Origin of the sequence: Streptomyces sp. DSM 15324 (assembly GCF_001514285.1) — a bacterium.
In the GTDB taxonomy this organism is placed as follows: Bacteria; Actinomycetota; Actinomycetes; order Streptomycetales; family Streptomycetaceae; genus Streptomyces.
Genome location: NZ_KQ949025.1, coordinates 366,051 through 389,070 on the forward strand (window position 1 = coordinate 366,051; position 23,020 = coordinate 389,070).

Here is a 23,020-nt window from a genome sequence, read left to right on the forward strand (position 1 = left end):
CATCTGCTCGGGGGCGGCGGGATAAGGCACCTGGCCGGGGGCAAGCCCGGGCATGGGGCCGGGATGGCGGGACCGGGCAGCCGGCAGTGTGCGGCAGAGCCGACCGCCCAGCAGGGCGCGGCAGAACCGATCGCCAGCCGGGCGTGGCAGGAGCGAGTGCTCGGCCGAGCACGGCAGGGTCGGCCGGCCGGTCAGGCGTGGAAGGGGCCGGCTGCCTGGCCGGGCGGGACGCGGCCGACCGGGCAGGTGGTGCCTGGTTCCGGCCGGTCCGGGCACCTGACCGGATGCGGCGGAGCCGACCGCCCAGCCGAGCGTGGCAGAGCCGGCCACCCGCACGGCAAGACGCGGTGCGTCCGACCGACCGCCCGGGCGCGGTGCCCGGGCCTACCGCCCAGGTGATGCCTGAGTCCGGCAGACCCAAAAACCCGGCCGTTACGGCAGGGTCAGCCCTTGGCCGGTGAGGTCCTGCCCGTCGGGCCCGGGGCCGGGGTCTCCTCGGCGTCGGGGGTCTCCTTGAAGTCGACCTTGCCCATGTGCTTGTTCATGGACTTCATCAGGGCCCACACCGCCACCGCCATCGCCGCGAAGACGATGAAGCCGAGGACACCGGGGGTGACCTTGTTCTCGTCGACCTCCTTGGCGAGGGGGACGAGGTGCGTCATTGCCAGGCTCACGCTTGCGCTCATGTCAGGCATTGTCCCGGACGCCCGCGAAGAGGTCGTCCTCGGGGATGGACGTAGCGACGAGAGCCTTCGCGAGCTCGTACTCCTCGGTCGGCCAGACCTCCTTCTGGATGTGCATCGGCACCCGGAACCAGCCGCCGTCGGGGTCGATCTGCGTGGCGTGGGCGATCAGCGCCTTGTCGCGGATCTCGAAGAACTCGGCGCACGGGACGTGCGTGGTGAGCGTGCGCTCCTTCGCCCCGAACTCCTGCCAGCGCTTGAGCCACTCCCCGTACGGCGACTCCAGGCCCCGGTCGAGCATCGCGTGGTGCAGCGCCTCCGTGCGGGGGCGGTTGAAGCCCTGGTTGTAGTACAGCTTCAGCGGCCGGTACGCGGGCCCGAACTCGTCCTCCGGGTACTTCGCGGTGTCGTCCGCGCCCTCGAACGCCACCATCGAGATCTTGTGGGTCATGATGTGGTCGGGGTGCGGGTAGCCGCCGTTCTCGTCGTAGGTGGTGATCACCTGGGGACGGAAGGAGCGGATCTGCCGCACCAGCTCGCCGGCCGCCTTGTCGACGTCCTCCAGGGCGAAGCAGCCCTCGGGCAGCGGGGGCAGCGGGTCGCCCTCGGGCAGGCCGGAGTCGACGAAGCCGAGCCACTCCTGCTTGATGCCGAGGATCTCGCGGGCCTCGTCCATCTCCCGCTTGCGTACCTCGTGGATGTGCTCCTCGATGTACTTGTCGCCCTGGAGCTTGGGGTTGAGGATGGAGCCGCGCTCCCCGCCCGTGCAGGTCACCACCAGCACGTCCACCCCCTCGGACACGTACTTCGCCATGGTGGCCGCGCCCTTGCTCGACTCGTCGTCGGGGTGCGCGTGCACGGCCATCAGTCGCAGCTGGTCAGTCAAGACTCAATCCTCGGTAAGTCGGCGCCCGTGTGAGCCGGCGCGATCGCAGGCTTCTATAGTGACCGAATCGGGGGGCGATTAATTCCAGGGCCTTGGCCTGCCGAGAGGACGATCATGAGTACGGCGAGCACCCGCGTGCCCGAGGGCCGCTACGGCCGCACCTCGGACGAACGGGCCGACCGCACCCTGAAGATCGTGGGCGCCGTGCTCGGCGGGGTCCTGCTGGTGATCGTCGGATACTTCGCCTACCACTACGTCGGCCAGAACAAGATCAGCGCCGAGGTGATCACCTTCAAGGCGACCTCGGACGACGCCGTCGAGGTGCACCTGGAGGTCCGCAAGGACGCGGGGGCGAGCGGCTACTGCACGGTGCGCTCCCAGTCGGCCGACGGCGACGAGGTGGGCCGCGCGGACTTCCGCTTCTCCGGGTCGGACACCCGGATCGACAAGGTGGTCACCCTCCGCACGACGGCCAAGGGCACCACCGCCGAGCTGCTCGGCTGTCACGCCGACTGAGGACCCCCTGTCCTCCGCATTACGTACATGCTGACCTGCGTTGACGTAATTCTGGTGGCTTATGTCCTCCCCCTTTGCCCGCGGAATTGTTAGGCTCGTGGTTTCGCCCATCCCCTGAGGAACATGCTTGAGGGTAGGGCGATGCTTTGTATTCCCAGTACCGACGAGGAGCACCCTGTGACCCAGACCAGCGAGTCCGTCACCTGGCTTACCCAGGAGGCGTACAACAAGCTCAAGGAAGAGCTTGAGCACCTTACTGGTCCTGCGCGCACGGAGATCGCCGCCAAGATCGCGGCCGCGCGCGAGGAGGGCGACCTGCGGGAGAACGGCGGGTACCACGCGGCCAAGGAGGAGCAGGGCAAGCAGGAGCTCCGTGTGCGCCAGCTGACCCAGCTCCTCGAGAACGCCAAGGTCGGCGAGGCCCCGGCCTCCGCGGACGGTGCCGTGGCGCCCGGCATGGTCGTGACGATCGCCTTCGACGGTGACGAGGACGACACCATGACGTTCCTGCTCGCGTCGCGCGAGTACGCGAGCTCCGACATCGAGACCTACTCGCCGCAGTCCCCGCTGGGCACCGGCGTGATCGGTCACAAGGTCGGCGAGGACGCGGAGTACGAGCTGCCGAACGGCAAGAAGGCCTCCGTGCGCATCCTCAAGGCCGAGCCCTACAGCGGCTGAGCCCCCTCTCCTGACGAGCCCCTGGCGCCCGAGCCGCCGGGGGCTTCGCCATGTTCTTTCCGCGTTCCTTCAGCGTGCCCTTGATCAACCGGCTGCCCGGCGGTACTTGCGGACCGCGAGGGTGCGGAAGACCGCGACGATCGCGATCGAGTAGAGGAGCGAGGCCCAGACGGGGTGGGCCATCGGCCAGGCGTCGGACGGTGAGACGCCCGGGTCGCCGAAGAGCTTGCGGCAGGCCTGGACAGTGGCGCTGAACGGGTTCCACTCGGCTATCGGCTGCAGCCAGGACGCCATCTGCGAGGAGTCCACGAACGCGTTGGATATGAAGGTCACCGGGAAGAGCCAGATCAGGCCGCCGGAGGTGGCCGCCTCGGGGGTGCGGACCGTCAGGCCGATCAGGGCGCCGATCCAGGTGAAGGCGTAGCCGAGGAACAGCAGGAGGGCGAAGCCGGCCATGATCCTGCCGAAGTTGGTGGGCTCCGCGAAACCGGGACGCCAGCCGACCAGGAGCGCGACGACCGCCAGGACCAGCAGGGTCAGCGCGGTCTGTACGAGATCGGCCATGGTCCGGCCGGTGAGCACCGCGCCGCGCGCCATGGGCAGCGAGCGGAAGCGGTCTATCAGGCCCTTGTGCATGTCGTCGGCGATGCCCGCGCCGGCGCCCGCGGTGGCGAAGGTGACGGTCTGCGCGAAGATCCCCGCCATCAGGAAGTTCTTGTAGACGTCCGGGTCGGTCGAGCCGCCGATGTTCATCGAGCCGCCGAAGACGTACGTGAAGAGAACCACGAACATAATCGGCTGGATGAGCCCGAAAATGACCATTTCAGGAATCCGGCTCATGCGGATCAGGTTCCTGCGGGCGATGACCAGGGAGTCGTTCATGGCGCTCACTTCCCCGGCTCCTTCCGTGAGGCGTGTCCCGATGCACACGCGTGAGCGGGATGCGAAATCTGTGACATTCGGATCAAGTTGCGTTTCGCAACGGCCGGTGGGGCGCCGAAGGGCCCGCCCGACGCGGCGGCGGTCATACCGTGGCCTCGGTCTTCTCCTCGGCGATGTGTCCGGTCAGGGACAGGAAGACGTCGTCGAGGGTCGGGCGGCGCAGGCCCACGTCGTCCATCTCCACGCCTCGGGTGTCCAGCTCACGGATGACCTCGGCGAGCAGCTTGGCACCGCCGGTGACGGGCACGGTGAGACAGCGGGTGTGCTCCTCGACCGTGGTCTCGCCCTTGCCGAAGGACGCGAGCACCTCGCGGGCGACGGGGATCTGTTCGCGTTCGTGGACCACGACCTCGATGCGCTCACCGCCGGTGCGGGCCTTGAGCTCGTCGGAGGTGCCGCGGGCGATGACCTTGCCGTGGTCGACGACCGCGATGTCGTGCGCGAGGTGGTCGGCCTCCTCCAGGTACTGGGTGGTGAGCAGCAGGGTCGTACCGCCGGAGACGAGGCGCTTGATCACGTCCCACAGGAGCTGGCGGTTGCGGGGGTCGAGGCCGGTCGTCGGCTCGTCCATGAACATGACCGGCGGTGAGACCACCAGTGCCGCGGCGAGGTCGAGCCGGCGGCGCATGCCGCCCGAGTAGGTCTTGGCCGTACGGTCGGCGGCCTCGGTGAGGTCGAACTGCTCCAGCAGTTCCTCGGCGCGCGCCTTCGCGGCCTTCGCTCTCATCTGGTAGAGCCTGCCGACCATCTGGAGGTTCTCGCGGCCGGTGAGGTATTCGTCGACCGCCGCGAACTGGCCGGACAGGCCGATCGAGCGGCGCACCTCGTTGGCGTGCTTGAGCACATCGAGTCCGGCGACCTCCAGCCGCCCGCGGTCGGGGCGAAGCAGGGTGGTCAGGCAGCGGACCGCGGTGGTCTTGCCCGCGCCGTTCGGCCCGAGGAGGCCGAGGACGGTGCCCTCCGGGACGTCCAGGTCGACGCCGTCCAGAGCCCTTACGTCACCGAAGGTCTTGACCAGGCCTTCGGCATAGATGGCGCCTGGCATAAGAGATCTCCCGTCTTCGGGGATTCCTTCGAAAAGCCTAGGTTTGCGTGGTTCGGGACGCCCCACGGGCGACCGCGCATCCACCATAACGCGATGTATCGCGACCCTCAATGCGTTTCACCCGTGCGGGTGAGAGAGAAGGCTGTGATCAGACGACGATCGTGTACCCCGCGTCGCGCAGGGCCTGGCCGACCTCGGCGCAGTGCGCCGGCCCCTTCGTCTCCAGGTGCAGTTCGACCTCCACCTCGCTCAGCCCGAGCCGCGGGTCGGTCCGCACATGGCTGACGTCGAGCACGTTCGCGTCGACCACGGACAACACCCCCAGCAGCGTCGCGAGCGCACCCGGCCGGTCCGTCAGCCGCACGCTGACCGCCAGGTAGCGGCCCTGCGCGGCCATGCCGTGCCGCAGCACCCGCTGCATCAGCACCGGGTCCACATTGCCGCCGGACACCACCGCGACCACCGGCCCCTCGAAGGCGCCCGGCTCGCTCAGCAGCGCCGCGACCGGACTCGCCCCGGCCGGTTCGGCCACCAGCTTGGCCCGCTCCAGGCACAGCAGCAGCGCGGCCGACAGCTCGCCCTCCGACACCGTGCGCACCTCGTCGACCAGCTCGCCGACGAGCCCGAACGGCACGTCACCGGGCCGGCCGACCTTGATCCCGTCGGCCATCGTCGCCGGCGCCTCGATCGACACCGGCCGCCCAGCCGCCAGCGAGGGCGGATACGCCGCCGCCCCCTCCGCCTGCACGCCCACGATCCGCACGTCCGGCCGCAGCGACTTCACCGCCACCGCGATGCCCGCCGCGAGCCCGCCGCCGCCGATCCCGACGACGACCGTGCGGACCTCCGGACACTGCTCCAGGATCTCCAGGCCGACCGTGCCCTGCCCCGCGATCACATCGGCGTGGTCGAAGGGATGGATGAACACCGCGCCCGTCCGCTCCGCGTACTCCTGCGCGGCGGCCAGCGTCTCGTCGACGACCTGCCCGTGCAGGCGCACCTCCGCCCCGTACTCCCGGGTGGCGCTGATCTTCGGCAGCGGGGCGCCCTTGGGCATGAACACGGTGGAGCGCACCCCCAGCAGCGACGACGCCAGGGCCACGCCCTGCGCGTGGTTGCCGGCGCTCGCCGCGACCACCCCGGCGGCCCGCTCCTCCGGCAGCAGCCCCGCGATCCGCACGTACGCGCCGCGCAGTTTGAACGATCCCGTCCGTTGCAGGTTCTCGCACTTGAGGAGCACCGGCGCCCCGACGAGCTGGGACAGATGCCGGCTGCCCTCCATCGCCGTCATGCGCGCCACGCCCGAGAGCATCTTCTGTGCGCCGCGCACATCGTCGAGGGTGACGGGCCGCAAGGAGTCAGCCGTGCCATAGCTCATGACATCAGCATCGCAGTTCACAGGCGGGAACGGCCGCTGTGACCAACCACCGAGACCGGTTTGCTCAGCGCCGGTACGGCCCGGCTTCCGGCCGCGTACTCTGTCCCCCAATTCCTGACAGCACCCCTTCATGAAGTGAGCCCCCGGCCATGCCCACAACACCTGAAATGTCGATGGACATGACGACCGTCGGTGACACCGGTCTTCTCGACACGCTGCAGCACGAGGTCGCGGTCTTCGCGCGCCGGGCCGAACAGACCCGCCTGGGCGGCGTCGGGCAGGTACGCAACTCCATGGACCGCGCCGCGTACCTGCTGCTCAACCGTCTCGACAAGGAAGGCCCCATGGGCGTCAAGGCGCTCGCGGCGAGCATGGGGATCGACTCCTCGACCGTCACCCGGCAGGTGGCCCCCCTCGTCGACACCGGCCTGGTCAAGCGGACCTCGCACCCCGAGGACGGACGGGCCGTGGTGCTCCAGCTCTCCCCGCGCGGGCAGTCGCGGCTGGAGGAAGTACGGTCCTCCCGGCGGCAGTTGATGGCCGAGCTGACCGAGGAGTGGGCCCCGGAGGAGCGGGAGGCGTTCTGCTCCCTCCTCACCCGCTTCAACGTCGCCCTGTCCTCCCGGATGGCCGCCCAGGGCGTGCCGGGCACGGAGCCGGCACCCGCCGCCTCCTGAGCACCGGCCCCGCACGCAGGCGTCCGTGGCCCTCGGACGCGGCATGCATACGGTGCGTGCGCGGCTCTTGACCGAAAGCCCGCCCCTGGCCTCATATGAGACCGGGTCCCCCGGGCCGTACGCGGTGCCCTACGCGTGCTCCGCCGGGAGCCGTTTCCAGGGGGCGCCGGCAGGCGGGAGGCTCGGGATGCGAGAGAGGCGTACGGTCCAGGAAGCCCGCCGGGTCCGGGAGTTCGAGGCGTTCTCGGCCGGGGCGGGCGGACGGCTGCTGCGGACCGCCACCCTGCTCACCGCGGAGACGGCGCAGGACAACCCGCGCGCGCGGCGCCTGCTGACCCACGCCCTGGCGCACACGTACGCGTACTGGGACAGGCTGCGCGGGGAGGACCCCTACAACCACGCGCGGGAGTGTCTGGCCGTCCGCTTCGCGCGCGGGACGTGGTACCGGTACGGCGGCCTGCCGTTCGGCCGCTCCCGCGCCCGGCCCGCCGGTCCGCTGGCCGTGCTCTCGGCCCAGCAGCGGCTCGTCCTGGTCCTGCGGCTGCACGAGGGGGTCGCCGAGGAGCAGGTGGCGGCGCTGCTCGGGCTGCCCCCGGACCGCATCGACCTGATCGTGGACCGGGCGACCACACTCCTGCTGCATCCGCCGCGCGGGCCGGCCCCCGCGCGCGTGGGCGCGAAGGCGGCCACCTCGTGAACCGGCCCGAACGGGAGGCCGCCGTACGGCAGATGATGGAGCGGACCACGCCTCGGGTGCCGGCCGGTCTCCCCGCGGACGCGCTCCGGCTGGGCGGCCGGATGCTGCGGCGCCGCACGATCGCCCTGCGGCTGCTGTGGCTGCTGCTGTTCGCGGCGACCGTGGCCTTCGTGGTCTGGGCGGCCACGGTCCGCCCCTGGGTGGAGCCGCCCTCGGAGACGACTCCACCGGTCACCGGCTGGTGACCACCGCGCGGGGGCCGCGCGAACGGCTGTCTATCTGCTGTCCCTGTTATCCCCGTGCTATCCCAGCGCCTGCTGGAGGTCCTCGAGCAGGTCGTCGACGTTCTCGATGCCCACGGACAGCCGGACCAGGTCGGCGGGCACCTCAAGGGCCGAGCCCGCCACCGAGGCGTGCGTCATCCGGCCGGGGTGCTCGATGAGGGACTCGACGCCGCCCAGGGACTCGCCCAGGGTGAACACCTTGGCGCGGTTGCAGACCTCGACAGCCGCCTCCTCGCCGCCGGTGACGCGGAAGGAGATCATGCCGCCGAAGGACCGCATCTGCTTGGCCGCGACCTCGTGACCGGGGTGCTCGGGCAGCCCCGGGTAGAGGACCTGCGTCACGCGCGCGTGGCGGGTCAGCATGTCGGCGACCTTGGTGGCGTTCTCGCTGTGCCGGTCCATGCGCACCGACAGCGTCTTGGTGCCGCGCAGCACCAGCCAGGAGTCGAAGGGCCCGGCGACCGCGCCCATCGCGTTCTGGTGGTAGGCCAGCTCCTCGCCGAGCGTGGCGTCGGCGGTGATCAGCGCGCCGCCGACGACGTCGGAGTGGCCGCCCATGTACTTGGTCAGGGAGTGCACGACGACGTCCGCGCCGAGCGCCAGCGGCTGCTGGAGGTAGGGCGTGGCGAAGGTGTTGTCGACGACGAGCCTCGCGCCCGCGTCCCGGGCGATCTGGGCGACGGCGGCGATGTCGGTGATGCCGAGCAGCGGGTTGGAGGGGGTCTCCACCCACACGGCCCTGGTCTTCGGGGTGATCGCGGCCCGTACGGCGGCGGGGTCGCTGGTGTCCGCGACCGACCACTCCACGCCCCAGCGGGCGACGACCTTGGCGAAGAGGCGGAAGGTGCCGCCGTACGCGTCGTTGGGGATGACCACGTGGTCACCTGGGCTGAGCAGCGTACGCAACAGGCAGTCCTCGGCCGCCAGTCCGGAAGCGAACGCAAGTCCTCGGCGGCCGCCTTCGAGGGCCGCGAGGTTCTCCTCCAGGGCGGTGCGGGTCGGGTTGGCGCTGCGGCTGTACTCGTAGCCGCCGCGCAGGCCGCCGACGCCGTCCTGCTTGTAGGTCGAGACCTGGTAGATCGGCGGGACGACCGCGCCGGTGAGGGGATCGGCGGTGTTGCCCGCGTGGATCGCGAGGGTCTCGAAGTGCTGACTGATGTTGCTGTCGCTCATGGGTACCGAGCGTAGTGCGCTCGCGGGACTGCTGCCGGACGGCCGCCCGGCGGCCGGGCCGCGGCCGGGCCGCGCGCGCGACCCGGCGAGACGTTTTTCCACAGGCTCCCGGGCCGGGGTTGGCCAATTGTCGGCGGCGTCTGGTTCGCTTGAGACATGGAGATTCTCTGGGTCCTGATGGCTCTGATCATGATCAGCTTCGTGCTGCTGCCGTTCCTGCGGCGTCGGCGCGGCATGATCGAGCAGGTCCCGGCGGGGCACCCGGACGCCGCGGACCCGGCCGACTACGGCTTCGTGCGCACGGAGGAGCTGGACATCCGCATGCCCGGCCCCGACCAGGACCTGCTGGACGTCCTGGACGTGGTGCAGCACACCCAGGACTACCGTGCGGCCCAGCAGCTGCTGGCCGGCACGGAGATCGAGGGCGAGCTGCGCTGGCAGCGGGTGCAGGCCTTCGCGGGCGCGGCGGCGCTGGAGTTGCAGCAGCGGCCGGGCGGGGTGAGCGAGGCGCCGGGCGGGCAGTGGCTGCGGGTGTGGCGGACGGAGGCGCCCAAGGACGCGGGTGGCGCCGCCGTGCACGCCGAGTTCCTGGTCCAGCAGGCCTGGCGGACCTCGACGCCGGGCACCGACGACTTCCGGATCATCATGGAGGAGGCGAAGGACGCCTGCGGCCAGGCGGCGCTGCTCTCCCCCGGTGACCCGGTCCCGTACATCGTCGAACTGTCGGTGGCCCGTGGCCTGCACTACTCGCAGGCCGAGTTCGAGCAGCTGTGGCTGAAGATCCTGGACCGCGCCCCCGCGCACATGGGCGCGCATCTGGCGGCCCTGCACTACTGGTGCGAGAAGTGGCACGGCTCGCGCGAGCTGGCGACCTCGTTCACGGAGGCGGCAGCGGCCCGCGCGCCCCGGGGTTCGCTGCTCGCGGCGATGCCGCTCTTCGGGGTCTTCGAGCACCTCCCCGAGGTCAACCTGGTCAGCAGCTTCTACCAGAGCGAGGTCGTGACCAAGGCGATCCACGGCGCCCTGTTCTCGGTGCAGGCGGCCCGCCCCGACGACCCGATGCTGGCGCACGTCCGCCATCTGCTGATCTTCTTCCTGGTCCGCAGCGAGCGCTGGGCCGAGGCCATGAACCAGCTGATACACGTCGACGGCCATGTCGGCGCCCTCCCGTGGACCCTCTCCCCGGACCCGGCGGGCGAGTTCGCGGTCTACCGGGCGCTGGCGGTGGCGGGCTACGAGGCGAACGGAGGCAGCCCGGCGACGCTCGCGCAGTGACGGGGACGGGGGTGGCAAGGACGGCGCTGCACGGCAGGGCGTGACCGCGATGCGGGACGGCGACGCCACGGTGTTCCGGGGCTGCCGCCCGCAGGGGTCGCCGTCGACGTCACCGGGTCGGCGCCGTCCGTAAGGCACCCGGAGGAGAGTAGCGTCAGCCGGGGGACTGCCATGAAGGAGCGAAGCCCATGAGACTGGTGTCCGACCCTGCGTTCGGCGAAGTGGATCTCTCCGCATCGGCGGAAGAACTGACGCTCTTGGCGAGTGCGGTGGCCCGAGGCGAGGGGCTGCTCGCCTCCACCTGTGGGGCGGAGACCGACGGCTTGGCAGGGGTCAAGGTCGACAAGACCGCCGGTCCCGGTGTCCTGATCCACCGGGACGCCGAGCGGCAGCTCCTCGTCATCAGTGGTGACTTTGCCGGCAGGGCGGTACTGGCGGAGAATCTGCGGGCCATGGCCACCGACGAGAGGGGCGGCCACCTCCACATCGACTACTTTCCCGGCCACTTCTACCTTGCCGAGGGATCCGTGTCGCTGGTGGTCAACAGTCCGCACGGAGGCATGCCGATCGGCTGAACACCTCAGTGGGTCGTGACGCCGGGCAGGTCCTGGCCGACACCTTCGGCTGACAGCCGGACACGGGTCCCTTCGAGGTCGACGTCGAGCACGCGCGCATCGGCTGATGATGGCACGGGACAGCTGCTACCCGGACGAGTTGCGAGGCCTTGGCCCCCGACAGGCCCGTCAGGGCGGAGAGCGCCTGCGAACCTACCGGCGCAGATGCGTCAGCACCCCCTCCGCCACCGGATAGGGCCGCTCCTGCGGCAACAGCGCGGCCGCCTGCTCCAGTTCACCCGCGCGCACCTGCCGGTGAACCTGCTTCGCCAGCGGCGTCACATCCTCGATGCCGACGATCCACTCCTGCGCGTACCGCGCGGTCGCCTCCCCCGCGAGGCCCAGCTGCAACGACCGGTACGGCAGGGGCCGCAACCGCAGATCCCGCTCCGGATCCCACTGCACCCGCGTCGGCGCCCGCCTCAACTTCCTCTTCCACTCGGCCTGGTCGGCATGCAGCCCGGGCACGAAGTGCGACAGACACGCGTGCCGCAGGGCCCACTCGAAGCCCTCCCGGCTGATCTCCACGGCCAGGACGGTCTGCTGGCCCTCCTTCGTACCCCACCCGCAGCGGTACATCATCCACAGGAAGCTGGGTTTGATCCACGTCATGCGGTCGGGCTTCCACGCGGCGGGAAAGCGACCGTCGCGGATGGCGGGCAGGCCGATCTCCGGGGAGTACGCCTGGTAGACGGTGATCGTGGAGGCGGTGTGGAGTGCACGGATCCTGCGGTGCGGTTCTTCCATGGCGTACAGCGTGGGTTCCGTCGGCTCAGGTGGCCACCGGATTTTTTCGTGGTCCACGGCCCGGCGTAGGGCGGTAGGTGAGCGCCGGGACGCCGGGACGCCCTTCGGGAGCGCTGCTTCTCCCCGTGCGACGCCGTCTACGCCAGGGGGTGCGCCCGCTGCCGCCCAGGAGGACGTGGACGGCGGTGCGCGATCCACCGGGTTCCCGGCGGGTGGCGGGGTGGGGCGGGCCGGCACCTGACTCACCCGGTCTGCCGCGAGGCCCTCCGCAAGGCGTCCGACGCGGTGAGGAACAGAACGGCGTCCGGCACGTCGGAGACCGGCACCCGGACGGGCTTGCGCTCACCGGTCACCACCACGCAGATGGTGGACCCCATCAGCTCCACCTCGCTGATCCTCTTCCAGTCCGTGACGGTGCCCCCGTGCTCGAGCCCGGCCAGGCTCACCGTGAACGGCCCGAACGCCACCCGCCCGCCGGTCTGCAGCACCTCTCCGAGTTCGGCCATGCGGGCCGTGGCGTCCTCCTCGGCGATCCGATTCCGGACCGTGGCCCAGCCGTTCGCGATCAGGGCGCCGATCTCTCGCGCGTCGGACGTGTCACCCGACACCGTGAAGTTGCCGGCCGGCGTCTGGACGTACACGGAATGCGTGGTGGCCATGGTGACCCCGTTACGCACGAGGTCCGTCGCGTGCCGCTGGCATCCGGTGATCTCGTCCCAGGCCCCGGCGATCGGGGACTGCGCACCGTACTGGTACACGACGCCATGCTCGAAGACGGCACACCATTCCACCGGTCTGAACCGTGCGGCCAGGGGGACGGCGATCGCCCCGAGGAAGGAGCACCCGCCGAGAATGATGAAGAGGATCGCGTTCGTCCACTCGCTCTCACCACTGATGACGAAGATCATCATCACGCAGAACGCGGTGACCAGTAGCAGCATGAAAGCGGCCCACCAGGACACCGCACGGGTCCGTGAGCGAAAGGCGTACAGGCCCGCGCCCAACTGCCGCTCCACCGCCGCGCCCGGCACGGTCGCCGGGATCTCGTCCCACAGGTTTCGGGCCGCCATCGTCGCTCCCCCCGCACACTGCTGTGACACAACAGGCCTGCTTACAGGCTCAGTTGACGGACCAAAACATCATCGCGATGCTACGGCGCCTGGCTGGAAAGCGGTAGACGGTCGCCGCCCTTCGGAAGGTGACCGTCCCCGGCCGTGGGCCCGCCGGGGACCACGATCACTTGGACGCCGTCGGCTTGCCCGGCTTGCCCGGCTTGTTCAGCGTGTTCAGTTTGTTCAGCTGTGTCCTGATGATGTCTTCCGGTACGGCGGCCGCGTCCGCGTCCCCTGCGCCTCGGGGGCGGTTGAACTCGTAGAACATCGCGACCGTCGCCCCTTGCCGGACGGCCACCACCGCGTAGGGAACCCGGACGGGCTCGTCGTCGGCGTCGGCCGCCGCGAGCTGCGTGAGCCTCAGGGACACGGATTCGTCGCCGTAGCCGGGGTCGGGCCGGAGGGCGACGTCGTCGTACCGGAAGCCGACCCCGACGTCCAGGAAGCTCTTGCAACGCTTGGCGGCGGAGCGCAGTGCGTCGATCACCTTCGCGGCGTCCCCGGCGTCATGGGACGCGAGGATCATGGACGTTCCGGAGCCGCCCTTCTTCGGGGACATCATCCGGCCGATGCGCGCGACGGCGGTGAAGCCGCTGCTGCCGCCCGTCGCCTGGACCACGGGCGCGCATGCGGCAGGATCGGCCGTCCTGCGGGACGCCGAGGGGGCGGCCAGGATCTGCTCGACCTCGTAGCCGTCGAGGTCCGCGTCCGTGATCGCCGCCCGCTCCAGCTCCGCCTTGACCAACGGCTTGCCCACCGGCTTACCCACCGGCTTGCCCTCGGAGCCCTGCTCCGACGCGCATGCGGAGAGCACCGAGAAGGTCATGAGCATGGCAATAGCTAGGCCGACGCCGGCCCGTGGCTGATGAAACACTGTCTTTCCCCACCCGTTCGACTGCATGAGCAGCAGCACCATAGATCGTCGGACGGGGAGAGCGAACGGGTTTTGGGCTACCGGGCCTACTCCACGTCGATGCCGAAGTCCTGGACGAGTTCCTCCAGGCCACCCGTGTAGCCCTTGCCGCCCAGGACGAAGTCCCAGTCGCCGTTCGACCTGCGGCGGAAGGAGCCGAGCACCAACGCGGTCTCACCCGGCCGGCCGTCGGAGACGTCGAGTCGTCCCAGCTCCGTCAGGCCGGGGTCGAGCAGGCGAATGCCGGCGTCCGTGAAACCGGAGAGGTCGGCGTCCGGGTTGGCCTCCGGGTCGACGGCCGCGACGAGGACGAACCGGTCGGCCTCGGCGGGCAGTCCGTCGAAGGAGACACAGATCGCGGCCTTGTCGGGGGCGGTGGCGGGCAGAGCGCGCACCGAGCCGTCCGGCGTCCGCGGGTTGTTGAAGAAGACGAAGTGGTCGTCACTGAGGACCCGGTTGCCGCGGCAGACGAGAGCACACACGTCCAGGGCGACGCTTCCGCTCCACGACATGCCGAGGACGTTGTAGTCGTCCGGCAATCGCGTGTCCGGCGCGGCGGGCGTCGGCTGCGCCGCGGCCCGCCGGCCGCCGTCACCGAGCCGCCCACGCAGCCCATGACGGTGGAGCAGGTCCACGAGTTCGGGGCCCGAGACGAGTTCCAGCGGCTTGCCATTGGCAAATGCGTGCGAGCCGGGGCCGAACCCCGACGTCGTCACGAGGACACCTTTGTTGGCGCCGGCGTCCTGCACGGTTCCGTACAGGTCACGCACGGCGGTGGGCGGCACCGTGTTGCGGTAGCGCTTCACCTGCACGACGATCGTTCCGCCTCGGATCGGCGCCGGATCCAGGGCGTCGACGTCCACGCCGCCGTCGTTGGAGCGCTGGGTGGTCACCGCCTGCATCCCCATGGCCCGGAAGAGATCGGCGACGAGATTCTCGAACGCGATCGGGTCCATGGCGAAGAGGTCGGGGTCCTCGTCGCCGCCGTGCGCGACGACCCGGTTGCCGACATCCTGCGGCCGTCTGCTCGGCCGTACCGGTAGGAGTTGGTCCGGTCGGGCCGAGAGCTGGCCGCGCAGGGCGTCGGCGAGGCAACTGCCCGCGTCCACCTGCGCCAGGTGCAGCTCACGGAACGACGAGCGCGAGGCCATGACGGTCGCGAGGAAGATGTGGCCCGGTCGGCCCGTCGTGGGGTCGTGCCCGTCGACGAACCCGTTCAAGGCCACGGACTCCAGCGCACCCAGCTCGTCCGCGGCGAACAGTTCATGCAGCACGAGCAGCATGCACTGCGCCAGAACCTCCCGGTACAGAGCACGGCGCTGGCTCACCGGGCGGGGGGTCTCCTTGTCCTGGTCGGCCCCGGACAGGTAGCGCACGGCCTTGACCTCCGGGACGACGTCGTACGCGGGCAGCTCCCAGTCCAGCACCAGTTCGCGGGCCGCGGGATCGTACGCCGCCGCCACCTGGCGCGGGAAGCCGTCCGGCCACGCCGTCGAGGAGTAGAGCGCGGCGGAGAAGTACTCGATCACGGAATCGGGATCCCGGCGCCTGACGCCCTCGGTGATCGCGACGACGCCGGCGTTGTGGCGCCGTACGTCGGCCAGCTGGGCATCGACGCCTTGCTGGTACTCCCGCTGGTACGCGGCCAGTTGGTGCTGCCGACGGGACTCCGCCGCCTGCGCCGCCTGCCAGTCCCGCTCGAAGCGTGCGCGTGCGTCGGCCTGTGCCTGGGCCCGGCGACCCGCGGTCCACCCGCTCTGCGTCTGGTAGTGCTGGAAGTCCGGCATGGGCACGGGTTGGGCCAGCGGTCCCGGAGCGAAGGGCCGGACCTCCTCGGGCCGCATCAGGGAGGCGGCCCGGAAGGCCGGCGCCCGGCAGCCCGAGGCCAGCAGACCCTGCAACGACGCGACCTGCGCGTCCAGTTCCTCGGTGCGCCGCAGGGCCTCCGCCTGCCGGTACTCGCGGTGGCTCTGCGCCGCTCGGCGCTGGTAGGCCCGCTCCTGCTGTTCCTGCTGTCTGCGCCGTCTGGCTTCGGCTTCCAGCTGGCGCTGCTGCTGCCGTTGCATCTCGGCCCAGACGCCGACGAGACCAGTAGAGCGACGACTCATGTGCTGCAGGCCCTCCCCAGGACGTTGGCAGCCGACGGGCACTCCGGTTGTCCCCACAACCAGGTGTAACCAGAAGACTCTAGCCAGCAATCAGCGTCTCGCCTATCCACTCGTCGAAGAACGCGATCAGCCATCCCCGCAGGTCAACATGACTGGCGGGTAACCAGAACCCCGCGCTCAATTTCGTATGGCGCAGCATGTTGCGTATCAAGCAATGGCGGGTTCATGATTGCCGCGCTTGACGCGGTGTTCGGACCCCGTTACCAGGGAGGCCAGATGGCAGCACGCAGGGGAAGACGGTTCGGTCTGTCGGCGGTGGGGAGCGCACTCGCGGCGCTGCTGGTCGCGAGCGTCGTCGGGCTGTGGCCGCCCCAGGAAGCGACGGCGGCGGGCCCGGACGGGGAGGCCGTGGCGGACCAGCTGCGGCACTGGCCCGCTCCGGTCGCCGAAAAGCTCGGCCAGGTCATCGCGGACCACGCCCACCAGGGCGAGTACGCGGTCTTCGACGCCGACAACACCACCTACCGCTACGACCTGGAGGAGTCCCTGCTCCCCTACCTGGAGATGCGGGGCAAGCTCAAGCGCTCGACGATGGACCCGTCCCTGAGGCTCATCCCCTTCAAGGACACGAAGCACCACAGGGAGAGCCTCTACAGCTACTACAACCGGCTCTGCGAGATCGACGACCAGGTCTGCTACCCCTGGGTCGCCCAGATCTTCTCCGGATTCACGCTGCAGCAGCTCAAGGGGTACGTCGACGACCTCCTCGCGTACGGCAAGCCCGTCCCGGCCGAGTACTACGACGGTGACCGGCTGACGACGACCCAGGTGCAGCCGCCGCAGTTCTACCGGGGCATGCAGGAGCTGTACCACGTCCTGCGGGACAACGGCATCGAGGTCTACGTCGTCAGCGCCGCCAGTGAGGAACTGGTCCGGGACGTGCTGTCCGACCCCGCACACGGTTACGGCGCCAAGCCGCAGAACGTGATCGGCGTCTCCATGCTGCTCAAGGACCCGGCCACGGGGAAGCTCACCACCGCCCGCAAGGAGATCGCCGAGGGCCACTACGACCCGAGCGAGCTGGCGAACGACAGGCTGACCCCGACCCTGTGGGCCCCGCTGACCTGGTTCCAGGGCAAGCCCGCCGCCATCAGCACGTACATCGACCAGTGGCGCAAGCCGATCCTGGTCGCGGGCGACACTCCGGTCAGCGACGGCCCCATGCTCTTCCAGTCCACCGACGTGGAACACGGCGGGGCCCGGATCTGGGTGAACCGCAAGGACAAGTACCTCACGCAGATCCAGAACATGCAGAAGGCGAACGCGGCCCGGCAGGAGGAGCTCGGCCAGACGGTGACGGCCGACAAGAACTGGCTCGTGGTCAAGCCGGACGAGATCCGCTGACCCACGGCCGCACCACGCGGCCCACGCCCACGCGGTCCACGCCCGCGCGGCCCACCCCGGCCGGCCGAGGCCGGCCGGGGCCCGTCGTCAGCTCTCCGAGCCCTCCGTGCGGCTCGGCAGCCGCCAGCCCGGGCGGGGGAAGTGGCAGGTGTAGCCGTCCGGGTAGCGCTGGAGGTAGTCCTGGTGCTCGGGCTCGGCCTCCCAGAAGGGGCCGACCGGCTCCACCTCGGTGACGACCTTGCCGGGCCACAGCCCGGAGGCGTCCACGTCCGCGATGGTGTCCTCGGCGATCCGCTTCTGCTCGTCGTCCACGTAGTAGATCGCCGAGCGGTAGCTCAGGCCGATGTCGTTGCCCTGGCGGTTCTTGGTGCTCGGGTCGTGGATCTGGAAGAAGAACTCCAGGAGCGCACGGTAGTCGGTCCGCTCGGGGTCGTAGAGGATCTCGATGGCCTCCGCGTGCGTGCCGTGGTTGCGGTAGGTCGCGTTCGGCACGTCACCCCCGGTGTAGCCGACCCTGGTCGCCGTCACGCCCGGGAGCCGGCGGATCAGTTCCTCCATGCCCCAGAAGCATCCGCCCGCCAGCACGGCCCTCTGCGTCTGCGCAGCCATCACGGCCCTCCAATGTCGTTCAACTCGGTCCCTCGGCCCGTCGGGCTGTCCGGCTCGTACCTCACCGGCACTTCCCCCGGCCACTGTCCTCAACGCGCGAGGGCGCCCGGCGATTCCGTCGTCAACGTCCACCGGGAAGAACCTGGGACCTGGGAACCTCATCGGCCCCGGTGCACATCCTGAGGGGCATGAGTACCGACACGCTCACGGACCTGGACTCCGGCCCTGTCACCGGGCCCGGCACCGGCGCGGCCGGCGAGGGGTGGCGGATCGCCTCCGCCTCCGTCGTGCTGCTCGCCGTCGGGGTGCTGATGGCGTACGGCTTCAACGTGACAGGGGCCCCGGGCGCACCCGCCCGGAGCCCCTCTCGTACGACCGTCAGATCGTCGTCTCGTACGACCGTCAGATCGTCGCCGTGTCGATCACGAACCGGTACCGCACATCGCTCGACAGCACGCGCTCGTAGGCGTCGTTGATCTCCTCCGCCGGGATGACCTCGATCTCGGCACCGAAGCCGTGCTCCGCGCAGAAGTCCAGCATCTCCTGCGTCTCCGCGATGCCGCCGATCATGGAACCGGCGAGGGTCTTGCCGCCGCCGATCACCGAGAACAGGTTGAGGGAGATCGGCTCCTCGGGGGCGCCCACGTTCACCAGCGCGCCCTGGGGCTTCAGCAGCGACAGGTAGGCGTTGAAGTCCAGCGGGGCCGAGACCGTGGAGAGGAGCAGGTCGAAGGTGCCGCGCAGGTTCTGGAAGGTCTGCTCGTCGCTGGTGGCGTAGTAGTGGTCGGCGCCCAGCTTCAGGCCGTCGTCCTTCTTGCGCAGCGACTGCGACAGCACGGTCACCTCGGCGCCGAGCGCGTGCGCGATCTTGACGCCCATGTGGCCGAGGCCGCCCATGCCGAGGATCGCGACCTTCTTGCCGGGCCCGGCGTTCCAGCGCTTCAGCGGGGAGTACGTGGTGATGCCGGCGCACAGCAGGGGGGCGGCGACATCGAGGGCGAGGCCGTCGGGGATGCGGACGGCGAAGTTCTCGTCGACGACGATCTTCTGGGCGTAGCCGCCGTAGGTGGGCTCGCCGTCCTTGCCTATGGCGTTGTACGTGCCGACGGAACCGCCGGTGCAGTACTGCTCCAGGCCGGCCTTGCAGTTGTCGCACTCGCGGCAGGAGTCGACGAGACAGCCGACGCCCACCCGGTCGCCGACGGCGTACTTGGTGACGCCGGGGCCGACCTCGGAGACGATGCCCGCGATCTCGTGGCCCGGGACCATCGGGAAGATCGCCTCGCCCCAGCCCTCGCGGGCCTGGTGGATGTCGGAGTGGCAGATGCCGGCGAACTTGATGTCGATCAGGACGTCGAACTCGCCGACCGGGCGGCGCTCGATCGTCGTGCGCTCCAGCGGAGCCTTGGCGGCGGGCGCGGCGTACGCGGCAACGGTGGTCATGCCGGGGATCTCCTAGCGGGGGGGTAGTCGTCCCGGCCTGCCTTCCGGCCGGTACGACGTCCAGCGTGCCGCACCCGCGGCACTCCACCCAGGTCACGCTTCTGCGTACGTCTGCCGTGCCTACCACTGGCGGGGTCAGGATGATGGTCGTACGACCGTGAATACTGGACGCATGGACGAACAGCCCGATTCCACCGGACCCGCCCTGGACCGGCGGGCCGAGCTGAGCGAGTTCCTGCGCACCCGGCGAGCCCGGCTCAAGCCGGAGGACGTGGGGCTGCCGGACTTCGGCCGCCACCGCCGGGTACCGGGACTGCGGCGCGAGGAGCTGGCGCAGCTGGCCGGTGTGTCGGTGGCGTACTACACCCGCCTCGAACAGGGCAACGGGCGGAACGTGTCGGCGGAGGTGCTGGACTCCATCGCCCGCGCGCTGCGGCTGACGGACGCCGAGCACGCCCACCTCACCCACCTCGCGAAGCCGAAGCACAAGAAGAAGCAGGCCGCACCCCAGCAGCAGGTACGGATGTCGTTGCGGCAGCTCCTCGACAGCATGGACGGCGTGCCCGCCTACGTCTTCGGGCGGCGCACGGACATCCTCGCCTGGAACCGGATGGCGGCCGCGCTCTTCGGCGACTGGGCGGAGCTGCCGGTGGCGGAGCGGAACTGGGCCCGGCTGGCGTTCCTGAGGCCCGACTACCGCGACCTGTTCGTGGACTGGGAGCAGAAGGCGATCGACATCGTCTGCGGTCTGCGCATGAACGCCGGCTGCTATCCCGACGACCCGCGCCTGTCCGCCCTCGTCGGTGAACTCTCCGTCAAGAGCGAGGAGTTCCGGCGGCTGTGGGCGACCCACGACGTGAAGGAGAAGAGCCACGGCGTGAAGCGGCTGCGCCACCCGCTCGTCGGCGAGTTCTCCCTCAACTTCGAGAGCTTCCCGCTCCCGGACGACGGAGACCTGGCGCTGGTGACGTACCACGCGGAGCCGGGCTCCGCCTCGGCGGAGGCGCTGCGCCTGCTGGCGGCCTGGGGGACGGACGCGACGCGGGCGGGCTCTCAGGCGTCGCCGTCGGCCTGATACGCCGGAGCCGAACCCGCTCCGCGTACGGCCGTGACCTTGTAGTGCCGCATCTCCTCTATGGCGGCGACGTACGGCCGGATCTCGGCGAGGAAGGCCGGGAACAGGTCCGACCTCCGGAACCCCTGGAGGTGGTCCTCGGTGGACGTCCAGGTGATCCGCAGGATGAAGTGCTCGAAGTCCTCCTCGCAGCGGGCCAGCTCGTAGTCGACGCAGTGCGGGGAGGCCGCGAGGTGGACCGCGGCGCGGGTGTAGGCGGCGAGGAACTCGGCCGAGCGTTCCTCGGAGATGCGGTAGCGGATGTATTCGAGGGTGGTGGCTGCTTCGGGTGCCGTCATGGAATTCCGGTGTGTGTGCGCTCAGCGCTCACCGATCGCCGCGAGGAAGGGTGCCCAGGCGGTGGGGGTGAGGAGGAGGACGGGGCCGTGGGGGGTCTTGGAGTCCCGGATGGGGACGAGGTGGGGGATGTTGACGGCGACTTCGACGCAGTTGCCGCCGCTTTCATTGCTGTAGCTGCTTCTCAGCCAGTGCGCGTCACTCAAGTCGATCCGGTTGCTTGCCATTTCGATAATCCTCTGCCGCAGCCTTGATCATGGCGAGGGACGTGTCTGGTGACAGCGCGACGGCCCTGAGCCGATCGTATGCCTTGCGGTACTCCTGCACGAGGCCAGGATCATCGATCGTATCCCCGCTGAAGGACGCCTCGGTGTAGACGAGTGGCGGGGCCTCCGGAAACGTCATGACCATGATGGAGGCGGCCATCAGGGGGTACGCCCCTCGTTTCCGCGGAACGATCTGCGGAGTGATCCGGCGCCGGTCCGCCAGCTCGACGATCCGGTCCAGCTGTTCCGCCATGTCAGGATCCGCCAGAAGCGGACTGCGGATCAGCGATTCACTCAGGACCACCCAGTACTCGGGAGTGTGATGGTCCGCCTCGAAAAGGCCGGCCCGCGCCATTCGGGCACTGACCTTCTCCTCCACCTCGGCGTCGAGGGACAAGGGGAGCCCGGCCAGAATCACGGCGCGTGCGTACGCCGGGGTCTGGAGCAGCCCCGGCAGCAGTGTCGGGCACCACTCCTCGATCGTCGCGGCGTGCTTCTCCGCTTCCAGAACCTTCTCGAAATACTCGGCGTGCCCCGCCCTGCGGGCCTTCCGCACGTCCTCACAATGCCGCTCGAAGAACCCGTCAGTCCCCAGCACCCGATCCGCGTGCCGCGCCAGATCGAGCGGCATCCTCCGCTCGCCGTGCTCGATGTCGCTGAGGTACGTCTTGCCGTAGAAGCTGCCTTCGAGGAACGCGTCCAACGACAGTCCCGCCGCCTCCCGCTTCCACCGCAACTCCTTGCCGTAGAAGGTCGGAACGCTCATCGAGCCGTCAATGTCCTTGCCGCGGGCCACCGCTCACCCTCCTCCGCCGAACGGATCGCGAACGCGAAACGTCTTTCACGGTAGCCAGCGGGGAAGTATTCTGTGAGCGTTTCGTCACAGTAAGCACAGGAGAGCCCGTGGCCACCCCCGACGACTCGATCGCCTGCGTGGAGGAACTCCGCGCCGCCCTCGCCCTGCACGGCATCACCCTGCCCTCCCTCCGGATCGACCTGCCGACGTTCACCTCCCCCTACCGCCAGACCCTGGTGGCACTCGGGAACTGCAACCCCGCCGTCGCCCGCGACCTCGCCGCCCTCCTCAGGAAGGCCGCCGAGCAGTGACCTTCGAACTCAGCCTCCTCGCCACCCCGAAGTCGGTCCCCGACCTCCGCGACCGGCTCCGCCGGCACAGTCACGACGTGCGCCTCTGCCTGAGCGAACTGCTGACGAACGTCATCGACCACCTCGGCGAGGGCACCCCGGTGACGGTCCGCGTCACCGGCCCGTCGTACGGCCGTACCCGTATCGAAGTCACGGACCCCGAACCCCGTGCCCTGCCCGTCCCCCTCCAGGCGGCGACCACCGCGGAGTCCGGCCGGGGGCTCGCCCTGCTCGACGCGCTCGCGGAGAGGTGGGGCGTCGAGCAGGGGGCGGACCGCAAGACCGTCTGGTGCGAGGTGGCGGAGTCGTCGGGTCACCGCGTCAGGAAGACGCCGCGTTCTCCTTCACCGTGATCCTGCCCTTGCGGATGGTCGCCAGACGCGGCGCCTTCTTCGCGATCGCCGAGTCGTGGGTGACCATGATGAAGGTCAGCCCCAGCTCCTTCCACATGCGCTCCAGGACCTCCATGATCTCGTCGCGCATGCTCTCGTCGAGGTTGCCGGTCGGCTCGTCGGCCAGGAGTACCTTCGGCTGCTTCACGAGCGCCCGCGCGATCGCGACGCGCTGCTGCTGGCCGCCGGACAGCTCCGAGGGGAGGTGGCCGAGGCGCTCGCCGAGGCCCACCGACGCCAGCGCCTCCGCCGCCCGTTCACGCCGGTCCTTGACCTTGACGCCCAGGGGGACGAGGGCCGTCTCGACGTTCTCCTGGGCCGTGAGCGTCGGGATGAGGTTGAACGACTGGAAGACGAAGCCGATGTTCTCGCTGCGGACCTTCGTCAGCTTGGCCTCGGAGAGTTTCGCGAGGTCGGTGCCGTCGAGGACGACCTCGCCCTCGGAGGGGCGGTCGAGGCCGCCGAGCATCTGGAGCAGCGTGGACTTGCCGCCGCCGGTGGGGCCCTGGATGACCAGGCGGTCGCCGTCGGCGATGGTCAGGTCGACGCCGTCGAGGGCGTGGACGGTGTCCTTGCCGCGGGTGTAGCGCTTGGTGACGCCTCTGAGTTCGTACATGGTGG

At 70.0% G+C, this 23,020-nt stretch carries 26 protein-coding genes and 1 pseudogene; 11 read left to right on the plus strand and 16 right to left on the minus strand.

The window, feature by feature from the left end:
- Positions 1–443: 443 nt before the first annotated feature.
- Positions 444–695, minus strand: coding sequence for a hypothetical protein (locus AQJ58_RS11950; protein WP_079078877.1), 252 nt, complete (start codon positions 693–695; stop codon positions 444–446).
- A complete protein-coding gene (mca, locus tag AQJ58_RS11955) occupies positions 688–1,548 on the minus strand; it encodes a mycothiol conjugate amidase Mca (RefSeq protein ID WP_067248618.1) in 861 nt (286 codons plus the stop codon). Before mca ends, AQJ58_RS11950 begins: the two co-directional genes overlap by 8 nt.
- Before the next feature lie 135 nt (positions 1,549–1,683).
- On the opposite strand from mca, the gene AQJ58_RS11960 reads away from it, so the two are divergent.
- Together AQJ58_RS11960 and greA are read left to right on the plus strand one after the other, a co-directional pair.
- Positions 1,684–2,085, plus strand: coding sequence for a DUF4307 domain-containing protein (locus AQJ58_RS11960; protein ID WP_067248621.1), 402 nt, complete (start codon positions 1,684–1,686; stop codon positions 2,083–2,085).
- Positions 2,086–2,262: 177 nt separating this feature from the next.
- A complete protein-coding gene (gene greA / locus AQJ58_RS11965; RefSeq protein ID WP_067248623.1) occupies positions 2,263–2,763 on the plus strand; it encodes a transcription elongation factor GreA in 501 nt (166 codons plus the stop codon).
- Between the two features lie 84 nt (positions 2,764–2,847).
- On the opposite strand, the gene AQJ58_RS11970 is transcribed toward greA, so the two are convergent.
- The 3 genes from AQJ58_RS11970 to ilvA all read right to left on the minus strand — a co-directional run bounded on the left by AQJ58_RS11970 (position 2,848) and on the right by ilvA (position 6,128).
- Positions 2,848–3,645 (minus strand): ABC transporter permease, encoded by a 798-nt coding sequence (locus AQJ58_RS11970; RefSeq protein ID WP_067249674.1) that lies wholly within the window; start codon positions 3,643–3,645, stop codon positions 2,848–2,850.
- 142 nt (positions 3,646–3,787) lie between these two features.
- Positions 3,788–4,750, minus strand: a complete 963-nt coding sequence (locus tag AQJ58_RS11975) for an ATP-binding cassette domain-containing protein (protein WP_067248626.1) — start codon at positions 4,748–4,750, stop codon at positions 3,788–3,790.
- Positions 4,751–4,898: 148 nt separating this feature from the next.
- Positions 4,899–6,128, minus strand: coding sequence for a threonine ammonia-lyase (ilvA, locus tag AQJ58_RS11980; protein WP_067248630.1), 1,230 nt, complete (start codon positions 6,126–6,128; stop codon positions 4,899–4,901).
- A 167-nt stretch (positions 6,129–6,295) separates the two neighbouring features.
- On the opposite strand from ilvA, the gene AQJ58_RS11985 reads away from it, so the two are divergent.
- The 3 genes from AQJ58_RS11985 (at position 6,296) to AQJ58_RS11995 (ending at position 7,747) form a co-directional block, all read left to right on the plus strand.
- Positions 6,296–6,805, plus strand: coding sequence for a MarR family winged helix-turn-helix transcriptional regulator (locus tag AQJ58_RS11985; RefSeq protein ID WP_067248632.1), 510 nt, complete (start codon positions 6,296–6,298; stop codon positions 6,803–6,805).
- Positions 6,806–6,992: 187 nt separating this feature from the next.
- Positions 6,993–7,502 (plus strand): SigE family RNA polymerase sigma factor, encoded by a 510-nt coding sequence (locus tag AQJ58_RS11990; protein WP_067248635.1) that lies wholly within the window; start codon positions 6,993–6,995, stop codon positions 7,500–7,502.
- The gene (locus tag AQJ58_RS11995; RefSeq protein WP_067248636.1) at positions 7,499–7,747 is read left to right on the plus strand and encodes a hypothetical protein; all 249 of its coding nucleotides are present in this window, start codon (positions 7,499–7,501) and stop codon (positions 7,745–7,747) included. Before AQJ58_RS11990 ends, AQJ58_RS11995 begins: the two co-directional genes overlap by 4 nt.
- 57 nt (positions 7,748–7,804) lie before the next feature.
- Here AQJ58_RS11995 and AQJ58_RS12000 read toward each other — a convergent pair whose 3' ends face one another.
- Entirely contained in the window at positions 7,805–8,959 is a 1,155-nt protein-coding gene (locus AQJ58_RS12000) for a cystathionine gamma-synthase (RefSeq protein WP_067248639.1), read from the minus strand.
- A gap of 156 nt (positions 8,960–9,115) precedes the next feature.
- Between AQJ58_RS12000 and AQJ58_RS12005 the strand changes: the two genes are divergently transcribed.
- Both AQJ58_RS12005 and AQJ58_RS12010 read left to right on the plus strand, forming a co-directional pair.
- Positions 9,116–10,234 (plus strand): hypothetical protein, encoded by a 1,119-nt coding sequence (locus AQJ58_RS12005; RefSeq protein WP_067248641.1) that lies wholly within the window; start codon positions 9,116–9,118, stop codon positions 10,232–10,234.
- Positions 10,235–10,422: 188 nt separating this feature from the next.
- Entirely contained in the window at positions 10,423–10,809 is a 387-nt protein-coding gene (locus AQJ58_RS12010) for an Imm32 family immunity protein (RefSeq protein ID WP_067248644.1), read from the plus strand.
- 192 nt (positions 10,810–11,001) lie between these two features.
- Here the strand turns inward: AQJ58_RS12010 and AQJ58_RS12015 are convergent, their stop codons facing one another.
- From AQJ58_RS12015 to AQJ58_RS12030, 4 genes are all read right to left on the minus strand, one after another.
- Positions 11,002–11,595, minus strand: coding sequence for a DUF4291 domain-containing protein (locus AQJ58_RS12015; RefSeq protein WP_067248646.1), 594 nt, complete (start codon positions 11,593–11,595; stop codon positions 11,002–11,004).
- A gap of 242 nt (positions 11,596–11,837) precedes the next feature.
- Complete coding sequence (locus tag AQJ58_RS12020; protein WP_067248648.1) at positions 11,838–12,665, minus strand: DUF6585 family protein; 828 nt, start codon at positions 12,663–12,665, stop codon at positions 11,838–11,840.
- Between the two features lie 166 nt (positions 12,666–12,831).
- Complete coding sequence (locus AQJ58_RS12025) at positions 12,832–13,533, minus strand: hypothetical protein (RefSeq protein ID WP_159056236.1); 702 nt, start codon at positions 13,531–13,533, stop codon at positions 12,832–12,834.
- Between the two features lie 134 nt (positions 13,534–13,667).
- On the minus strand, positions 13,668–15,728 hold the full coding sequence (locus tag AQJ58_RS12030; protein ID WP_199844571.1) for a restriction endonuclease: 2,061 nt from the start codon (positions 15,726–15,728) through the stop codon (positions 13,668–13,670).
- Between the two features lie 276 nt (positions 15,729–16,004).
- Between AQJ58_RS12030 and AQJ58_RS12035 the strand changes: the two genes are divergently transcribed.
- A complete protein-coding gene (locus AQJ58_RS12035; protein WP_234360026.1) occupies positions 16,005–17,132 on the plus strand; it encodes an HAD family hydrolase in 1,128 nt (375 codons plus the stop codon).
- Between the two features lie 87 nt (positions 17,133–17,219).
- On the opposite strand, the gene msrA is transcribed toward AQJ58_RS12035, so the two are convergent.
- Positions 17,220–17,741, minus strand: a complete 522-nt coding sequence (msrA, locus tag AQJ58_RS12040; RefSeq protein ID WP_067248655.1) for a peptide-methionine (S)-S-oxide reductase MsrA — start codon at positions 17,739–17,741, stop codon at positions 17,220–17,222.
- Positions 17,742–18,143: 402 nt separating this feature from the next.
- Positions 18,144–19,184 (minus strand): NAD(P)-dependent alcohol dehydrogenase, encoded by a 1,041-nt coding sequence (locus AQJ58_RS12045; RefSeq protein WP_067248657.1) that lies wholly within the window; start codon positions 19,182–19,184, stop codon positions 18,144–18,146.
- 172 nt (positions 19,185–19,356) lie between these two features.
- On the opposite strand from AQJ58_RS12045, the gene AQJ58_RS12050 reads away from it, so the two are divergent.
- The gene (locus tag AQJ58_RS12050; RefSeq protein ID WP_067248660.1) at positions 19,357–20,259 is read left to right on the plus strand and encodes a helix-turn-helix domain-containing protein; all 903 of its coding nucleotides are present in this window, start codon (positions 19,357–19,359) and stop codon (positions 20,257–20,259) included.
- An 8-nt stretch (positions 20,260–20,267) separates the two neighbouring features.
- Here the strand turns inward: AQJ58_RS12050 and AQJ58_RS12055 are convergent.
- The 3 genes and pseudogenes from AQJ58_RS12055 to AQJ58_RS12065 all read right to left on the minus strand — a co-directional run.
- Positions 20,268–20,597: pseudogene (locus AQJ58_RS12055) on the minus strand (putative quinol monooxygenase); the annotation flags it as partial.
- Positions 20,598–20,618: 21 nt separating this feature from the next.
- Positions 20,619–20,822, minus strand: coding sequence for a DUF397 domain-containing protein (locus AQJ58_RS12060; RefSeq protein ID WP_067248663.1), 204 nt, complete (start codon positions 20,820–20,822; stop codon positions 20,619–20,621).
- Positions 20,794–21,657 carry a helix-turn-helix domain-containing protein gene (locus tag AQJ58_RS12065; RefSeq protein WP_234360027.1) on the minus strand — a complete coding sequence of 288 codons (864 nt, stop codon included), beginning with the start codon at positions 21,655–21,657 and terminating at the stop codon, positions 20,794–20,796. Before AQJ58_RS12065 ends, AQJ58_RS12060 begins: the two co-directional genes overlap by 29 nt.
- A gap of 107 nt (positions 21,658–21,764) precedes the next feature.
- On the opposite strand from AQJ58_RS12065, the gene AQJ58_RS12070 reads away from it, so the two are divergent.
- Together AQJ58_RS12070 and AQJ58_RS12075 are read left to right on the plus strand one after the other, a co-directional pair.
- Positions 21,765–21,968 (plus strand): hypothetical protein, encoded by a 204-nt coding sequence (locus AQJ58_RS12070; protein ID WP_067248666.1) that lies wholly within the window; start codon positions 21,765–21,767, stop codon positions 21,966–21,968.
- Positions 21,965–22,360 carry an ATP-binding protein gene (locus AQJ58_RS12075; RefSeq protein WP_067248669.1) on the plus strand — a complete coding sequence of 132 codons (396 nt, stop codon included), beginning with the start codon at positions 21,965–21,967 and terminating at the stop codon, positions 22,358–22,360. The genes AQJ58_RS12070 and AQJ58_RS12075 overlap by 4 nt, the downstream gene beginning before the upstream one ends.
- On the opposite strand, the gene AQJ58_RS12080 is transcribed toward AQJ58_RS12075, so the two are convergent.
- On the minus strand, positions 22,329–23,015 hold the full coding sequence (locus AQJ58_RS12080; protein ID WP_067248672.1) for an ABC transporter ATP-binding protein: 687 nt from the start codon (positions 23,013–23,015) through the stop codon (positions 22,329–22,331). The genes AQJ58_RS12075 and AQJ58_RS12080 overlap by 32 nt on opposite strands.
- Between the last annotated feature and the right edge of the window lie 5 nt (positions 23,016–23,020).

Bases quoted from the DNA above. Each gene is read 5' to 3' on its own strand.
- AQJ58_RS12060 (WP_067248663.1), bottom strand. From the start codon at position 20,822: ATGGCAAGCAACCGGATCGACTTGAGTGACGCGCACTGGCTGAGAAGC.
- AQJ58_RS11990 (WP_067248635.1), top strand. From the start codon at position 6,993: ATGCGAGAGAGGCGTACGGTCCAGGAAGCCCGCCGGGTCCGGGAGTTC.
- AQJ58_RS11975 (WP_067248626.1), bottom strand. From the start codon at position 4,750: ATGCCAGGCGCCATCTATGCCGAAGGCCTGGTCAAGACCTTCGGTGAC.
- AQJ58_RS12005 (WP_067248641.1), top strand. From the start codon at position 9,116: ATGGAGATTCTCTGGGTCCTGATGGCTCTGATCATGATCAGCTTCGTG.
- AQJ58_RS12030 (WP_199844571.1), bottom strand. From the start codon at position 15,728: ATGAGTCGTCGCTCTACTGGTCTCGTCGGCGTCTGGGCCGAGATGCAA.
- AQJ58_RS11950 (WP_079078877.1), bottom strand. From the start codon at position 695: ATGCCTGACATGAGCGCAAGCGTGAGCCTGGCAATGACGCACCTCGTC.
- AQJ58_RS12045 (WP_067248657.1), bottom strand. From the start codon at position 19,184: ATGACCACCGTTGCCGCGTACGCCGCGCCCGCCGCCAAGGCTCCGCTG.
- AQJ58_RS12010 (WP_067248644.1), top strand. From the start codon at position 10,423: ATGAGACTGGTGTCCGACCCTGCGTTCGGCGAAGTGGATCTCTCCGCA.
- AQJ58_RS11985 (WP_067248632.1), top strand. From the start codon at position 6,296: ATGTCGATGGACATGACGACCGTCGGTGACACCGGTCTTCTCGACACG.
- AQJ58_RS11960 (WP_067248621.1), top strand. From the start codon at position 1,684: ATGAGTACGGCGAGCACCCGCGTGCCCGAGGGCCGCTACGGCCGCACC.
- AQJ58_RS12050 (WP_067248660.1), top strand. From the start codon at position 19,357: ATGGACGAACAGCCCGATTCCACCGGACCCGCCCTGGACCGGCGGGCC.
- AQJ58_RS12015 (WP_067248646.1), bottom strand. From the start codon at position 11,595: ATGGAAGAACCGCACCGCAGGATCCGTGCACTCCACACCGCCTCCACG.
- AQJ58_RS11970 (WP_067249674.1), bottom strand. From the start codon at position 3,645: ATGAACGACTCCCTGGTCATCGCCCGCAGGAACCTGATCCGCATGAGC.
- msrA (WP_067248655.1), bottom strand. From the start codon at position 17,741: ATGGCTGCGCAGACGCAGAGGGCCGTGCTGGCGGGCGGATGCTTCTGG.
- AQJ58_RS12035 (WP_234360026.1), top strand. From the start codon at position 16,005: ATGGCAGCACGCAGGGGAAGACGGTTCGGTCTGTCGGCGGTGGGGAGC.
- AQJ58_RS12025 (WP_159056236.1), bottom strand. From the start codon at position 13,533: ATGACCTTCTCGGTGCTCTCCGCATGCGCGTCGGAGCAGGGCTCCGAG.
- AQJ58_RS12000 (WP_067248639.1), bottom strand. From the start codon at position 8,959: ATGAGCGACAGCAACATCAGTCAGCACTTCGAGACCCTCGCGATCCAC.
- AQJ58_RS12020 (WP_067248648.1), bottom strand. From the start codon at position 12,665: ATGGCGGCCCGAAACCTGTGGGACGAGATCCCGGCGACCGTGCCGGGC.
- ilvA (WP_067248630.1), bottom strand. From the start codon at position 6,128: ATGAGCTATGGCACGGCTGACTCCTTGCGGCCCGTCACCCTCGACGAT.
- mca (WP_067248618.1), bottom strand. From the start codon at position 1,548: ATGGCCGTGCACGCGCACCCCGACGACGAGTCGAGCAAGGGCGCGGCC.
- AQJ58_RS12080 (WP_067248672.1), bottom strand. From the start codon at position 23,015: ATGTACGAACTCAGAGGCGTCACCAAGCGCTACACCCGCGGCAAGGAC.